The organism is uncultured Marivirga sp. (assembly GCF_963974845.1).
Classification (GTDB): domain Bacteria; phylum Bacteroidota; class Bacteroidia; order Cytophagales; family Cyclobacteriaceae; genus Marivirga; species Marivirga harenae.
Genome location: NZ_CAXBEQ010000003.1, coordinates 363,159 through 378,315 on the forward strand (window position 1 = coordinate 363,159; position 15,157 = coordinate 378,315).

Consider the following 15,157-nt stretch of genomic DNA (forward strand, 5'->3'; position numbering starts at 1 on the left):
ATTTTCTTTTCTAAATTTAAAGAGTAAAATCAAATTTTAGTTTCCTTATTGCGTTTACTAGCAAATTAAACCTCTTTCCGTGAAGGATTTATTAATATTAACTTTTTTCAGTGTTATCCTTTGGTCTTGCGAATCAGTAAATGAAAAACAAACCAAATCAGCTTATTTCGATTTTGAATTAGAAATTGATACCGTTCAAGTTGATTCGAAGGGCGTAATTTTAATGGCCGGAGCTTATATGGACAATCCAGCTATATCGTACGATAAGACTGTGTTCTATAATTTTGATGATGATAGTTTTGTCCTTGAAATAATTGATCTTGAAAATTATAAGCTTGACCAAAAAGTAAATTTTCAAAAAGAAGGTCCAAATGGTTTAGGTTCAAACCAGGTGCGGAGTTTGAAAATTTTTCCCAATGGTAATATTGGAATTGAGGATTTTGAGTCTTTTAAGATTTTTGATTTGCAGGGAAATCAGCTTAACAATGTAAATTTTAACGAAGATTGGATAAAAGGAGATTTAACCGCCTCCGAAAGATTTGAATTTGCTTCAGTAAATAAAGACGGTTCACTCATTACAGGCATGCATTTCGGTACCGACAATTTTAAACCACTTATGTTTCTACTTAATGTTGAAGAAAAAAATGCGGAAAGGATATTGCTACCGGAATTTGATAAGTTGAAAAGATATAAAATTGTTTTTCGAAGAAATGGTGGATACCTAACAGATCATCATGAGCGAGTTCAGTTCGGTTTTAAAAGAGATAGTATTATTATTTCAAATTCGGCCTTTAATGATGTTTATATCTATAATGAAAATACAAACAAATTAAAATATAGAACTTTTGATCATAAGTTGATTCCAGAAGGAAAGGAAAAAGCGTATAAAAACAGTTCCGAATCTCGAGAAGAAGTAGTTGAAATAATCTATTCGATAAACGAAGAAGTAAGATTTTCGGAGTTTTTTTGGGATGAGAGTAATATGAAGTTTTATCGATTTACAAATGAAGCCGTTTACGATGATAAACGAGAAAATTCTACATATAAAGTTTCCATGCTTGTATATGATGAATATCTGGAATTAATCGGTGAAAAAGAATTGATGATGTTTAATAATTATGCCAATCCGCTCTTTGTAAAAGGCGGCAAAGTCCATTTCCATTTAAATATTGAAGATGAATTAGGCTTCATAAGAATAGGATTGAAGAACTAACAACCTCAATACTTATTAACTTCTTCACCTCAACACCTGATTCCTTGGAAGTCCAAACATTTAATTTCAATTTTGGCTTTTCATTTTGGAACTATAATCACTTCAGTCAGTTTTAAACATTATGGCAGAAACATCTCATTGGACAGGATCCGAAAAATATTTATGCGATCCCGCTTTAGCACAGGCATTTCATATGGCACGAACTCTAGGTATGCCACTTTTGATAGAAGGAGAGCCCGGAACAGGGAAAACAGAATTGCCCATTCATTATTCAAAGGATAGGGGGCTAGAATTAGAAGTCTATCCGGTTGGCTCTAAAAGTAATGTAGAGCAATTTGTTGCTCGCTTTGATCACGTAAAGTACTTACGTGATTCTCAAATTGAAATTCTCAATGCACAAAGAGAGGAAAAAGGATTAGATAGCAAATTGACTACAGGTGATAGAAACCCTGAAAAATTACAGGATTATGTGGTTAAAGGACCTGCGGCTAAAGCTTACAGCAAACCTAATTCTGTTTTATTGATTGATGAAATTGATAAAGCACCAAGGGAGTTCCCCAATGATTTACTGTATGCTTTAAGCCATAGAAAATTCATTATGCCTGAATCTGGAGAAGTGATTGAAGTTTCTGAGGAAGATATGCCTGCTATCGTTATTACTTCCAATCGAGAACAAGAATTGCCAACCGCCTTTAAAGGCAGATGTATTTATCATTATATCGATTTCCCTGATCAAGACACTATGGCCAAGATTATTGATAAGCATCATCCTGCTATGGATGAAAAGGTGGTTAAAGTTGCATTAGATGTCTTTTATCATTTAAGGAGACTAGGATTAGAAAGAGCACCTACAACCAGAGAGATTTTGAATTGGTTGAAATATATGAGTGAAATGGCTCCTGCTGATGCTGTCAAAAAGATTTCCGGCTTAGAAGGAATTGGTGCACTAATTAAAACACAGGCTGACATGGAAAGAGTAAGTAGAATGATTGGTGCTGATGAACGTTTTGGAAGTAATTTGAATTAAGGTATTCGAGTTAAACCCTCGATAATTATAGGATCCTCGTTACAAACGAGGACTAGATAGGAATTACTTCATTTGTTCGTCCTCATTTGTAACGAGGATCCGTAAAGAAATGCATTTGTAATGCGATTTAAAATATAATAATATGCTCAGCTCATTACCCGAACACTTCAGAGAACATGGCCTGAAAGCAGACGTGCGCACTTTGCTGTTACTGCGGAAAGCTATGCAAAAAGGTTTGGTAAAGACCTTGGGCGACATTTATAATGTGCTTAAAGGAATAATTGTAAAAGAGCCTGCAGATATGGGGCCATTTACGAAAGCCTATTATGCTTATTTCCTTTATATTCCTATCAAGCCAGGTCAAACCTTAGAAGATGCCATTTTGCGATCTGAAACTTTTCAAACATGGAAAACGGATTATGTTGAAGAAGCTGATCGAGATATTACGGATGAGGAGCTAATTAATACTTTTCTGGACGAAGTACATTTGACCAGTTATGACATCAAAGAAGTAGTTTCTGGTAAAGAGATTTGGGACAAAGACAATCCAGATCAGGAAGACACCGATCCGATTTCTGATGATGATGAGATTGCAGAACGAAAACTGGATAAAATGGCGGATTATTCCGAATTATCATTGGAAGAATTGCTCGAGCGGATGGAAAAAGTCCGTGAACAGCAGAAAACCCGACATGGTGGAGGAAGTCATTGGATCGGTACAGGCGGTATTTCTCCTTATGGACATGGAGGAGCTGCAAAGAATGGAATTCGTGTAGGCGGACAAGGAGGAGGGAAGATGGCCAGAAAAGTGATGGGAGACAAAAATTATTTTCCTATTGACAGAGATTCTACGCTAAATGATAACAATATAGATGCGGCTTTAGCTTCTATCAAAGGAGTTATTGAAGAAAGCGCCACCGAGAAATTGGATGTCCCCAACACGATTAAATCTGGCTTAAAGCGCGGTGGGTTATTTATTCCTGAAATGTCAAGCGAGAAAAATGAGGAATTGAAAATTATTGTTTTGATTGACAATGGTGGTTATTCCATGGCGCCTTATGTTCGTACGGTTCAGAATCTCTTCCGAAAAATGCGCACCCGTTTTGCCCACGATTTGGAAGTTTATTATTTCCATAATACTATTTATGATCGAGTTTACACTGATGAAAGAAGAACGAAAGCCATTTCTATTGAAAAGCTATTAAGTCACAACAAAGATTATCGCGTCTTTATCATGGGTGATGCCGCCATGGCACCTTATGAAATCAATTCTTTAAGTATAGAAAGTCTAAAGTCAATCCCCAAAAAATTCAAGAAATGTGTCTGGCTTAATCCGGAGCCTATCAAATATTGGCCTCATACTTACACTATTCAGTTAATCAAGCAATTGATTCCTATGTTTCCACTGACTCCAGCAGGAATTGAAAGAGCGGTCAGGAGTATGAATAGTAAAGGGACGGAGAGTTAATCTCTAATATATTACTCTATTGTTTTCTATAGAAATATTCCGTTCAGTGCATAATTCCTGCGCAACTTGTCCCGTACTGCAAGTACGGAGGCAGGAATCTTGTCGTATTGAAACTCTGTTTCAATAATCAAATCAAGAATAAATTGATTAGACTAATCGTACCGTTTCACTTTTACTAAAATTTTATTCTTGATGGAATTCGCTAAGTGTCACACTGACCAGTCTTTATTCCATAGTTGACGACACACCATTTATGCCTGAGATAAAAAACTAGCATAATTAATCAATGATATTTTCCAATTTCAATCCTTTTCCTTAAAAATAGTGTCTGTTGTTAGAGAGTTTATCAAATGCATGAAAAAGAACCTAATTCTAATAACTATTTTAATATTTTTTTTATCGAAGTCATCTGTTGCTCAAAACGATTCAACCCGACTGAATAAAAAACGAATAGGGATTTCAGTGGGCTTGACCGCTGCCTCTTATACAGCTGGTGTTTTGTATTTATCTGAAGTTTGGTATAAAGACCATGAAAGGGTACCTCTGCATTTTTACGATGATAATGCAGGGTGGAAGCAGATGGACAAGGTAGCGCATGCTTACATTGCCTATCATCAAAGCAGGGCAGGCTATGAAATGCTCAAATGGAGTGGTGTTAATGAAAACACAGCTATTTTTCTGGGTGGAAGTTTAGGATTTATTTTCCAATTACCCATAGAAATATTTGATGGTTTGTATGAAGGTTATGGATTTTCTTGGGGTGACGTTTATGCGAATAGTGCAGGTACACTATTATTTATGCTCCAGCAAAAATTTGCAGATGAGCAAGTAGTGAAATTCAAATTTTCGTATTTCCCGACTAGCTACTCAAAAGTGAACCCCAGAGTTTTAGGTGAAAATGCCTTGGAGAGTTTATTTACAGATTATAATGCGCAGACTTATTGGTTGAGTGTGGGAATTCATAAACTTATGCCCAATCAAAGCATCCCAAAATGGCTAAATTTAGCAGTGGGTTATAGTGCGGGAGGGATGCTATCTGAATTTAAAAATCCTAACTGGATCAGCGGAGAAAGAGCGCCCCAAATCAACCGCTACCGGCAGTTTTTCCTATCTCCTGATATTGACTATACTCAACTTAAAAGCAATAGCAAATTGTTCAATGGGATTTTAGAAGCCTTAAATCTCACCAAACTTCCCGCCCCAGCTGTAGAGTATAGTACCGAATATGGATGGGTGTTTCATTTTATCCATTTTTAGGTGTCGATTTAAATATTTATTAATTCTATGGAAATAGTTTTTGAGTTTGATTTAAACCTAATTATGGGCTTTTTTTATTGACTGTTTTATTAGTAGATTGTTAATAAAGTACATTGTATATAAAGCAGCCTTAGTTTCTTTACAGAATTGTTAACAAAAAAAAACGTATCCTACTACTCCAATCGAAATACTACTTTACTGTTTTTTGCTTCTTCTATATCTGAATAATCCAGCTCACGACTTTCGCCCATTCCACTCACGCTAAACATATCTTCCGGCACTCCTTTGTCGAGCAAATAGGCTTTAATGGCATCAGCTCTCTTTTGGGTTAAATCATTGTGGTAGATGGATACAATTTCCGTTGTCGGTTTTTCTTCTAAAGCCGTGCTATCAACTTCAGATTGAATGCTAGTCTCTGTTGCAAGAGTATCAATTTGATTATAGTCTACTAAAACGGTGTCGTAACGAATTTCCGGAAGACTATCTGCATACTGCTCCGATTCGGTGATGCTTTGCTGATAAATCTCCATCTTAAACTCGAAGCCCCTGTTTTGCTTCATTAGTGTAATCAATCGGGCCAGCTCTTCTTCCGCACCGATTGCGAAATCAGAAGTATAATCTTTGAATCGAATAGAGATTGGAAATAGCTCACCCCTTTGTAAAGTGGGGAGAGTAATATCTTTCACCACCTTTTTAGAAGATTGCATACTGTCCAGATTCAAAAACTCACTATAATAGCCAAAGCCCTGCTCTTTGGTTTCAATGTAAAAATCAACCTGATGATTCTCCGGTAAATAGATTCCAAATGTCTTTTCGTCAGAACCGAGTATTAAACGAGCTAGTTCTTCACCTGATTCCAGATCAGTTGCCTTAACTAATGCTTTTGCTGGAAGATTGGTGACAGTTCCTTCTAAATAGTACACCTTAGCGGGTTGAAATTCCTCCGGAACTTTAACCATATATAGATCATAACCTCTTTCACCTTTTTCGTGGATGTAAGCTACATCGCCTAAAGCCGTAACACCTATATAACGGTCATGGGCACTTGTATTCAAAAAGTCCATGGGCACAGCTTTACTCCAGCTATCGTTTTCCTTTCGGCTCATGTAAAAATCATAGTTGCCGTTGCTGTTAAGTGCAGCAAAATATATAGTTTTATTATCGGGCAAGATCACAGGATTAACGAAGGATGACGAGGCTAAATCTATCTGGATCTCTTGTGGCTCTTTCCAATAAACATCTCCCAAATACTCAGCTGAAAACAGTTTACAGTTGCCGTCAACTGGATCTAATGTTTCACAACGACTAAAATATAAGGTTTTTCCATCGGCCGAAAGCGTTGGATCCATCTCATGCAAGGGAGAATTTAGTGGCTTTCCGTGATTAATTGCTGGAGCCCAGTTGCTTCCCTTTTTTTGTTGAAAGAGAATATCATAGCCGCCAATATTTGGCCCTTTACGGGATGAATAAATCAGTTGATCACCCTCGTATGATAAATTATATGAACCAAAAGGAATCATGTCTTTATTGGGGATTTGAATAGGCATTCCCCTTTCCCAGCTAGTGCCTGTTGCACTGCTCATAAAAATTTCTGGGTCTCCCGAATCTGTATAATCAGACATATAGATGATGGTGCGTCCATCAGCCGTAAGCTTTGGTGCATATTCGTTACCATCCCAGTTCGAAAGAGTAGCTGGCAGCTTCCTTTTTTGAGCCATAGCTACGGTAGTGAAGCAGAGGATCAACAAGCCGATAAGTATTTTTTGCATATTCTCTATTTTAAACTGAATATACAGAAAATTGATACTAACAGAAAGAAACATAATATTTTTGCATTTCAATTTGTTTAGTAACTTAAAATTTAATTGAAAAACTGCCGAATTTAAGATTATTTATTAAATCAAAGTGCAAGCTCTCAGGTTGGTAAGCTTCAAAATTATAAAGGCTAATGAAAATCAGGAACATTGTTCTAGTTACTATATTTGCTTCAACAGCAGCATGTACTACCGGTAAATTCTCGTCAAGTTATAAAGCAGAGCGGTCTACAGTTGATTCATTAACCCTACTGACGCCAATAGTTTTAGTAGAAGAAAATGACGGAGAAAATAAGAAAAACAACTTGTTGATTGGCGCATCTAATAGCATTATTATATCAGAAATTAGTAAAATAACACTTTCTTCTAAGTATTCAATTGTTGGTCAAGAACTCACATATCAAGATATTGACGAATTATTTGAAGTATGCAAAAGCCTTGAATTTTCAGAAAATATATTAGATGGTCAAATTGTACCAAAAGGCTTTTTGAACAATATTGGAATTGCAGAAACAAAATATGGTTTGATTTTAATATACAGAGCTACATTCAATCCATTATATGAACCCCATTACAATTTAACAACTGGAATAGCGACTAGTTCACTCATAATTGCCCCACAATCTAAGCCTTTTTCTGATCTGCGATTGTTGGTTATAAATCTCGAGAATGGAGAAGTAGCTCATTATTCAAGTAAAATCTCAGAAAATCATGATCCTAGGGTGGCTGGTGATGTTGAGTTTTTGACAAAAGCAATTTTAAAATCTGTCTATTATAGGTGAGACTGCTAGATCTTTATACTTTTTTTTCTATTTGAAAAGTTTGTCTCTGGTGTAGGTGTTGTAAAAGCGATTACTGAATACGGATTCACTACTCGATTGAGCTAACGAAAAAATTATAAAGCATAAAAAAAGCCTTACAATAAAATTGCAAGGCTTGTGGTGATCCGTTCAGGATTCGAACCTGAGACCTACTGCTTAGAAGGCAGTTGCTCTATCCAGCTGAGCTAACGGACCAAAATCTATATGTAAAGGCGGGAAAATTAACCGCTTTTCCCTTAAGCGAGTGCAAAGAAAGGGATTTTAGTTTTTGAAAACAAAACTTTTTAATGGAATTTAATAATTAAATTTCTAACTCAATGTAACTAAGGTAATTCCATCCCCGCCTCGTTCTTCATGTTCATTCTTTAAAGATTTTACATAATTGTATTGCTTCAAATAATCCCTGATAAATCTCCTTAAGATTCCATCTCCGCGACCGTGTAAAATACTCAGTTCGCTATAGCCTAGTACCATCGCATCGTCAATAAATCTATCCACAGCCTGTATGGCTTCTTCTGCTCGCATTCCCCTTACATCTATTTGATGCTTGAAATTTGTACTGCGTTCCATCATTCCAGTTGAAGTCCCTGAAAAACTTTTCTTTTTCTCTTTTTTAATGGCCGTTTTGGACATCCTTTCCAATCTGTTAAGTTTCACCTTAGATTTTAGCTCTCCCAACATGATTTCTGCCTCCTTTTGTCCTAGGGATAAAACTTCACCTATGGTATCTTGTCCTTTAATTTTTACATAGTCACCCACATTTATTTCCCCATCTGCATGTTTGAAACTGGCTTTAGCAGGCTCGTGAACTTTTTTCTCTTTTGGGTCTTCCAGTTTTTGATCAAAATCAGTAAGCTGTTTGCGGGCTTTTTTGGTCCGCTCTTTTTCCGCTTGCGACTCCTTTATTTCTCTGATGGCTTGCTCAACTCGTTTATTGGCCTCTTTAATAATAGATTTAGCTTCTTGTTTGGCTTCTATGATGATTTGTTTCTTTTGTGTTTTTAGAAATTGATTGAGTTCATCATAATCCTGTGCGCTTTTCTCTAGATGTCCCTCTTTCTTCTGTATTTCTTTGATTTTAGCTTCAAGCTCTCTTTTTTCTTTTCCTAATTGATTTAGAAGCTTATCATAATTTACTCGTTCGGTACCGATCTTTCCTTTGGCATTTTTAAGAATAGCAGGAGGGATGCCCATCTTTTCTGCAACCTCTATTGCAAATGAACTGCCTGGCTTTCCAATTTCTAGTTCATATAGCGGTTCTAAATTTCGTTCATCAAATTTCATGGCACCATTGACAACATTTTGATTTTTTACTGCAAAGTTTTTGATGTTGTCGTAATGTGTGGTAATCACCCCAAAAGCTTTCTGGCTGTAAAGTTCTTCCAAAATTGATTCAGCTATTGCACCTCCAAATCGAGGCTCTGTACCAGTTCCAAATTCATCGATCAAAAACAAAGTCTGTTTATTTGAATTCAAAAGGAAGTTTTTCATGTTTTGAAGATGAGAGCTGTAAGTACTCAAATCATTCTCAATACTTTGTTGATCCCCGATGTCGATAAATAAATTTGAAAACAGTCCACATTTGCTATCAGGATGAACAGAGATTAACAGACCGCATTGCAACATAAATTGCAAAAGGCCCACTGTTTTTAATGCCACGGATTTACCACCTGCATTGGGGCCTGAAATTATCAAAATCCTTTTATCACCTTTCAATTGAATGGAAAGCGGTACTACCTTTTTATTATTTTCGGCAAGGCTAAGTTTTAAAAGCGGGTGTTCGGCATTTCGGTATTCTATAATCCTTGCATTTTCCAATTGCGGGAGCACGGCCCCGATTTTTTGTGCAAAACGTGCTTTTGCTCTGATAAAATCTACTATTCCTAAAAATTTATATGCCTTTTCCAGATTATCCAGCTCAGGTCGAACTAGTGTAGTTAACTGAGTCAAAATTTTCACGATCTCCCTGCGCTCTGCATACTGCAGTTCCCTTACCTCGTTATTAAGCTCTAATGCTTCGGTTGGTTCAATATACACCGTTTGGCCAGTTCCTGACTGATCGTGAATGAATCCTTTTACCCTTCTTTTATATTCTGCCAGTACGGGTATTACAATCCTTCCGTCTCGAACTGTAATAGAGGCATCTTCGGGAGTGTATTTATTTGCAGAGGCCTGCTTGTATATTTTTTCAACTTCCCTTCTCAGTTGTGCCTGTGCTTTAAAAATGTCAGTTCTGATTTGCTGTAGGACTGGACTGGCATTATTTCTTAAGTCGCCCTTGTCATCAATTTTGGCATCTATGGCTTTATATAAAGACGGTTCTAATTCAACAGCCTTTCTTAAGTTAAATAATTTAGGGTATTCCTCTTCATATTCATCAAAAAAGGATATACAGTCCAAAATAGTCTTAAGACTTAGTTTTAGGTCGAAAAATTCATCTTCCGTAAAAAAAGCTCCATTTACCTTTGCCCTTTTAATGAAGTGACTCACGTCTATAAAATTGCTGGAGGGGAAGTGTTCTCCTGATTGAAAGATCTTTAGGAATTCATTAGTTTGATTTAGAAGTGGCTCAAGCTTTTCAAATTTTCTAATAAAGCTCATTTTCTCCACAATAGCTTGTCCTAAATTACTGCTGCATTCATCAGAAATTAACGTTCTAATTTTATCAAATCCTATTCTTTGCTCAAAATCCTGGGGTAATATCATAAATTAATTCAGGCTTACTTTTGCTTCTTTTTGGCATTTTCAACTTGCTCCCTCAAGCTGACAGTATCGATTACAATGTCATATACAGCTTCTAATTTTTCAGGATATTCAAGATAGTATCTAAAACTTTCTTTATAAACTGAGTCATTTGTATTGTAATCTTCTAATATTTTTAACTCATAGTGTCTAAATACAACTTTTGAAGAATCTGGTTTTAAACTAATATTGGCGGCTTTATGTTCAGCCAGATAAATATCTGATAGAATAAGTGCCATTTTTTCCGGTGGGATAATGCCTTTTGGCAGTTCTTCTTTTCCACTACAGGAAACTATTGTTAATATTGCGATGATGTAGATAAGTTTTCTCATTTTTATACTAATATTACAATTTGCTTTATCAAATTCGTTGCCAAAAGTATTTTTGGAAACTGAAAAAGACAATTATCGTTTACTTTTTCGTTTGATTTTAATGCAAGGCAAAATTAACAATTTAAAAGAGCTATTATGAGGGAGCTGTTCAAAAAGCTTCGAAAATATGAAATAAAAATCCGGAAAGCCGTAAACAATCAAATGCAGGGAGATTTTCATTCTGTATTTAAAGGCTCGGGTTTAGAGTTTGACGATGTGCGTCCTTATCAGTATGGTGATGACGTCAGATCCATTGACTGGAACGTATCCGCAAAGGGGCATGGCACATTTGTGAAGACCTTCAAGGAAGATAAAGAGCAGAATGTTTATTTCTTAATTGACGTTAGTGCATCTCAAGAAATTGGATTGGAGGGCCAACAGAAATCAGATATTGCCAAAGAAATCACCGGGGTTTTGTGTATCTCAGCTTTAAAAGAAGGTAGTCAGGTCGGTATGGTCGGTTATTCGGATCAAAGAGAACTTTATGTCAAACCTGGAAAAGGACAAAAGCATGGCTATTATGCTATAACGAAGCTTTTTGGTTTAAAGCCTAAATCCTTAAAAACAAGTCTAGATAAGGGGCTTTTGTACTTATTAGGCTTGGTTAAAAGGAGAAGTGTCATATTTTTGATTAGTGATTTTGTAGATGAAGGCTATGAACATCATTTAAAAGCTTTAGCCCGCAAGCACGATCTTATAGTAATTCACATCAAGGATAAGCTGGAGACGGATTTACCAATGTTAGGTATTGTCCCTATTAAGGATAAAGAGACAGGTAAAACTAGATGGGTTAATACCTCTAGTGCGAGTTTTAAAAAGCAATTCCAGCAAAAAAATAAGGACTACTCTGCTGAATTGAAGGATATTTGTAAACGAAATCAGGCAGATTATTTGCTGATAGATACTCAAGAAGATTACACTTCTCAGTTAATTAAATTATTTAAAATCAGAAATTTAAGCAAGAAAAAAGCATGAAGAAATACGGGTTGAGCTTAATTTTCAGTCTTGCATTTGTAATACATTTATTCGGTCAACAAATCGAACCTAAGGGGAAATTCCTCCAGGACAGTATGGCCATAGGGGAGCGCATACAATACAGTTTGAGTATAAAGTATCCAGCGGATTTTCAGATACTAATGCCTGATTCACTCTATAATTTCGAGCCATTTGAATATAGTCGCAAAGAATATTTCCCTACTCAATCAGATAGTACGCAAAGTTTTGATAGTGTAGTTTATACGCTGACTTCTTTTGAAATTGATAAAATTCAAAAATTAAAGCTTCCGGTTTTTATTATTCAGGGCAAGGATAGTACCGCTGTTTATGCCGATTTGGATTCTGTATTTTTGAAAGAAGAGATTGAGGTGGTCTCTGATAGTTTGAAAATGAAGACTGATGCCATCATTACTAAGCTTGATAAAGACTTTAATTATCCTTATTTAATAGCTTTTTTAGTTGCTTTAGGTATTGTTACCCTTTTGATTATTATCATATTTGGGAAGAAAATAAGAAAGAAATGGCGAATATGGAGATTAAACAAACGTCACAAGAAATTTAGAGAATCAATGGAGGCTAAACTTTCTTCTGTTGGCGAAATGTCTGTTGATAAGATTGAAAAGTTGCTTCATAGTTGGAAAAAGCATGCCGAATTTATTTCTAATTCGCCTTATAGAAAATTGACCAGTAAAGAGATCAATCAAATGCAGCAGAATGATGAATTATATGAGAATCTGAAAGCTATAGACCGAGTGATATATAGTTCAAAAGGAAAGAATAATGCTACAGATTCCTTCTCATTTCTATTAAATTATGCCGATGTTATTTTGGATGAACGAATTAAATTGATAGCAGATGGAAAGTAATGATTGGTTAAGTTTAGATTGGTTTCTACCCGAAAGGCTTAAAGCATTTGAATATGAATTTCCGATGGCTTTTTATGCTATGATTGCCCTCCCAATTATTTATTTGTTCGTGGAATGGTTGAAAGAAAGATTAAGCCCAAAAGTACCAGTGGCATTCCGCGGGGAAGGTATTGGCTTTCAATTTTCCTCTATCTTACGATTCATCCCTATTGTGCTACTTTTGTTTTCAGCTTTGCTGATGTTATTAGCATTGGCTCGACCTCAACAAACTAATGAGAGAGTAGAACAGTGGACTGAAGGAATTGATATTATGCTGGTATTGGATATCTCAGAATCCATGAAAATTCAGGATTTCACTCCTAATCGCCTTGAAGCCGCCAAGCAAGTGGCTAATGATTTTATTGATGGGAGATTTCAAGATAGAATTGGTTTGACCATTTTTAGTGGTGAAGCTTATTCTTTATCGCCTTTAACTACGGACTACAAAATGCTTAAGAATCAGATTTCTGATATTGATTTTAAGATGATGGAAGCATCCGGTACTGCAATTGGTAGTGCCTTAGCGGTAGGGACAAATAGGATGCGAGAATCAGACTCAAAATCAAAAGTTTTGATTTTGCTGAGTGATGGAGATAATAACGCTGGTAATATTGACCCAGAAACTGCTGCGAAATTAGCAAATGCTTATGATATTAAAATCTACACGATTGCCATAGGTAAAGAAGGAAAAGTGCCTTATGGAAAAGATTTTTTTGGGAGGACCAGATATATTGAAAATTCCATGGACGTAACGGGCTTAAAGCAGATTGCTGAAATAGGTGAGGGTGAATTCTACAGAGCTACAGATAATCAGGCACTTGAGCAAGTTTTCAGTATTATTGATGAATATGAAAAGGCAGAAATCAAAGAAACTAGATATAAAGACACCAAGGATTATTACGATGTCTATTTAAAATGGGCAATTGTTTTTTTCTTATTATGGATGCTGACTAAATCGACCTACATTTCTAATGTGTTGGTGGACTAACCCCAATGTTAGACATTGTTTATCCTATCGCGGTTTGAAGTTTAGAACTGTCTAAACATTGTTAGTACGAGATTGAATTATTGGACAAAGCCTTTTCCGAAAAATGTAAATTCATCTCTTAAAGCTCTTTTGTATTTTGAATGTTCAATGCTAGAATTGTTAGACCGTAGCGCCCAATTTACTCAAGCCACCCAAACCGTTTTCTGATTCACAAATTCCTTAATTCCCAGTTCAGATAATTCTCGACCATACCCACTCATTTTTACACCACCAAAAGGCACTGCTGGATGAGAAGCCATTAATTTATTGATATACACAGCCCCACTTTCAATTTGACGAGCCAGACGCTTTGCTTTCTCTATATCCTTGCTCCATAATGATCCGCCCAGACCAAACCTTGAATCATTTGCCAATTCAATAGCATGATGTTCATCTTCTGCAATTAATACCACTGCCACAGGCCCAAACAATTCTTCTTCATAGGCAGGCATTCCTGCTGTTACATTGGATAAGATAGTAGGTTCGTAAAAAGCTTTATTTCTTTTTCCTCCTATTATTACTTTAGCTCCTTGACTAATTGATTTTTCTACTTGTTCTTCTAACTCTATAGCTAAGTCTTCCCTAGCCATTGAGCCGTAATCAAAATTTTCATCTGCTGGATTTCCAATTTTAATATTTTCAAACTCTGTTTTGAAATAGGCCAAAAATTCATCTGCAATTGATTTTTCCAGTATAAACCTCTTCGCAGCAATGCAACTTTGCCCATTATTGATCATCCTGGCTTTTGCTCCTGAAATGGCTGCCCCTTTGACTTCAGCATCCTCTAGCACAATAAATGGATCACTTCCACCCAATTCCAAGACAGTTTTTTTCAGCTTGCTACCGGCCCGTTCTGCAACTTTACTTCCAGCCACTTCACTACCTGTTAAAGTAGCGGCCTTTACTCTATCATCGTCCAATATCATATTGACCTTAGAAGATGAAACTAATAAGGTTTGAAAGCACCCTTTTGGAAAACCGGCATCAATTAAGACCTCTTCTATGGCTAGAGCACATTGTGGTACATTTGAAGCGTGTTTCAATAAGCCTATATTTCCTGCCATTAAGTTGGGCGCAATAAATCGGAAAACTTGCCAAAAAGGAAAATTCCAGGGCATAACTGCCAATACAATGCCAATTGGATCATGGGCAATGTAAGCTTCTCCTTCTGGGACTTCCAATTTTTTATTGGATAAGAATTCATCTGCTTTTTCAGCGTAGTATTCACAAGCTAGAGCACATTTTTCAATTTCAGCTATAGCCTCTCTTTTGGCTTTTCCCATTTCCTGAGTCATTAGATGAGCATATTGCTCCTTTCTATCACGAAGTAGAACTGCTGTTTTCAGCATTAATTCTTTGCGGTGGGTAAAGTTGGTAGATTTCCAGTCTAGATAAGCTACTTGTGCGAGCTCAATTTTCTTCAAAATTTCATGGTCAGTTTCTTCCTCAAATGTTTTAATTAACTCATTATTGAATGGGTTTCTACTTTCAATTGCCATAACAGTTCTAATTTTTA

12 protein-coding genes and 1 tRNA gene are annotated in these 15,157 nt (G+C 36.2%); 8 read left to right on the forward strand and 5 right to left on the reverse strand.

Annotated elements, in window-relative coordinates; all coding sequences use genetic code 11:
• The first annotated feature begins 79 nt into the window (after positions 1–79).
• The 4 genes from AAC601_RS09110 to AAC601_RS09125 all read left to right on the forward strand — a co-directional run bounded on the left by AAC601_RS09110 (position 80) and on the right by AAC601_RS09125 (position 4,965).
• Positions 80–1,213, forward strand: a complete 1,134-nt coding sequence (locus tag AAC601_RS09110; RefSeq protein WP_340153053.1) for a DUF4221 family protein — start codon at positions 80–82, stop codon at positions 1,211–1,213.
• Positions 1,214–1,334: 121 nt separating this feature from the next.
• Positions 1,335–2,240 (forward strand): MoxR family ATPase, encoded by a 906-nt coding sequence (locus tag AAC601_RS09115; protein WP_303268904.1) that lies wholly within the window; start codon positions 1,335–1,337, stop codon positions 2,238–2,240.
• 142 nt (positions 2,241–2,382) lie between these two features.
• On the forward strand, positions 2,383–3,708 hold the full coding sequence (locus AAC601_RS09120; RefSeq protein ID WP_340153054.1) for a hypothetical protein: 1,326 nt from the start codon (positions 2,383–2,385) through the stop codon (positions 3,706–3,708).
• A 354-nt stretch (positions 3,709–4,062) separates the two neighbouring features.
• Positions 4,063–4,965 carry a DUF2279 domain-containing protein gene (locus AAC601_RS09125; protein ID WP_303268907.1) on the forward strand — a complete coding sequence of 301 codons (903 nt, stop codon included), beginning with the start codon at positions 4,063–4,065 and terminating at the stop codon, positions 4,963–4,965.
• A gap of 173 nt (positions 4,966–5,138) precedes the next feature.
• On the opposite strand, the gene AAC601_RS09130 is transcribed toward AAC601_RS09125, so the two are convergent.
• Positions 5,139–6,734, reverse strand: coding sequence for an OmpA family protein (locus AAC601_RS09130; protein ID WP_303268909.1), 1,596 nt, complete (start codon positions 6,732–6,734; stop codon positions 5,139–5,141).
• 179 nt (positions 6,735–6,913) lie between these two features.
• On the opposite strand from AAC601_RS09130, the gene AAC601_RS09135 reads away from it, so the two are divergent.
• A complete protein-coding gene (locus tag AAC601_RS09135; RefSeq protein WP_303268911.1) occupies positions 6,914–7,561 on the forward strand; it encodes a hypothetical protein in 648 nt (215 codons plus the stop codon).
• 157 nt (positions 7,562–7,718) lie between these two features.
• Here the strand turns inward: AAC601_RS09135 and AAC601_RS09140 are convergent.
• From AAC601_RS09140 to AAC601_RS09150, 3 genes are all read right to left on the reverse strand, one after another.
• Positions 7,719–7,795: transfer RNA gene (locus tag AAC601_RS09140), tRNA-Arg, on the reverse strand.
• 114 nt (positions 7,796–7,909) lie between these two features.
• Positions 7,910–10,306, reverse strand: coding sequence for an endonuclease MutS2 (locus tag AAC601_RS09145; RefSeq protein ID WP_340153055.1), 2,397 nt, complete (start codon positions 10,304–10,306; stop codon positions 7,910–7,912).
• Positions 10,307–10,320: 14 nt separating this feature from the next.
• A complete protein-coding gene (locus AAC601_RS09150) occupies positions 10,321–10,674 on the reverse strand; it encodes a DUF4296 domain-containing protein (RefSeq protein WP_340153056.1) in 354 nt (117 codons plus the stop codon).
• 135 nt (positions 10,675–10,809) lie between these two features.
• Here AAC601_RS09150 and AAC601_RS09155 point away from each other — a divergent pair, with 135 nt between their 5' ends.
• Genes AAC601_RS09155 through AAC601_RS09165 form a run of 3 tightly spaced genes read left to right on the forward strand, consistent with a single transcriptional unit; the run spans position 10,810 to position 13,602 of the window.
• Positions 10,810–11,688, forward strand: a complete 879-nt coding sequence (locus tag AAC601_RS09155) for a DUF58 domain-containing protein (RefSeq protein WP_303268949.1) — start codon at positions 10,810–10,812, stop codon at positions 11,686–11,688.
• Positions 11,685–12,575 (forward strand): hypothetical protein, encoded by an 891-nt coding sequence (locus AAC601_RS09160; protein ID WP_340153057.1) that lies wholly within the window; start codon positions 11,685–11,687, stop codon positions 12,573–12,575. Before AAC601_RS09155 ends, AAC601_RS09160 begins: the two co-directional genes overlap by 4 nt.
• Complete coding sequence (locus AAC601_RS09165) at positions 12,565–13,602, forward strand: VWA domain-containing protein (protein ID WP_340153058.1); 1,038 nt, start codon at positions 12,565–12,567, stop codon at positions 13,600–13,602. The genes AAC601_RS09160 and AAC601_RS09165 overlap by 11 nt, the downstream gene beginning before the upstream one ends.
• Before the next feature lie 182 nt (positions 13,603–13,784).
• Here AAC601_RS09165 and AAC601_RS09170 read toward each other — a convergent pair whose 3' ends face one another.
• Complete coding sequence (locus AAC601_RS09170; protein ID WP_340153059.1) at positions 13,785–15,140, reverse strand: NAD-dependent succinate-semialdehyde dehydrogenase; 1,356 nt, start codon at positions 15,138–15,140, stop codon at positions 13,785–13,787.
• Positions 15,141–15,157 lie beyond the last annotated feature (17 nt).

Coding starts and splice junctions, on each gene's coding strand:
- AAC601_RS09155 (WP_303268949.1), top strand. CDS start 10,810: ATGAGGGAGCTGTTCAAAAAGCTTCGAAAATATGAAATAAAAATCCGG.
- AAC601_RS09165 (WP_340153058.1), top strand. CDS start 12,565: ATGGAAAGTAATGATTGGTTAAGTTTAGATTGGTTTCTACCCGAAAGG.
- AAC601_RS09120 (WP_340153054.1), top strand. CDS start 2,383: ATGCTCAGCTCATTACCCGAACACTTCAGAGAACATGGCCTGAAAGCA.
- AAC601_RS09115 (WP_303268904.1), top strand. CDS start 1,335: ATGGCAGAAACATCTCATTGGACAGGATCCGAAAAATATTTATGCGAT.
- AAC601_RS09170 (WP_340153059.1), bottom strand. CDS start 15,140: ATGGCAATTGAAAGTAGAAACCCATTCAATAATGAGTTAATTAAAACA.
- AAC601_RS09160 (WP_340153057.1), top strand. CDS start 11,685: ATGAAGAAATACGGGTTGAGCTTAATTTTCAGTCTTGCATTTGTAATA.
- AAC601_RS09130 (WP_303268909.1), bottom strand. CDS start 6,734: ATGCAAAAAATACTTATCGGCTTGTTGATCCTCTGCTTCACTACCGTA.
- AAC601_RS09125 (WP_303268907.1), top strand. CDS start 4,063: ATGAAAAAGAACCTAATTCTAATAACTATTTTAATATTTTTTTTATCG.
- AAC601_RS09145 (WP_340153055.1), bottom strand. CDS start 10,306: ATGATATTACCCCAGGATTTTGAGCAAAGAATAGGATTTGATAAAATT.
- AAC601_RS09135 (WP_303268911.1), top strand. CDS start 6,914: ATGAAAATCAGGAACATTGTTCTAGTTACTATATTTGCTTCAACAGCA.
- AAC601_RS09150 (WP_340153056.1), bottom strand. CDS start 10,674: ATGAGAAAACTTATCTACATCATCGCAATATTAACAATAGTTTCCTGT.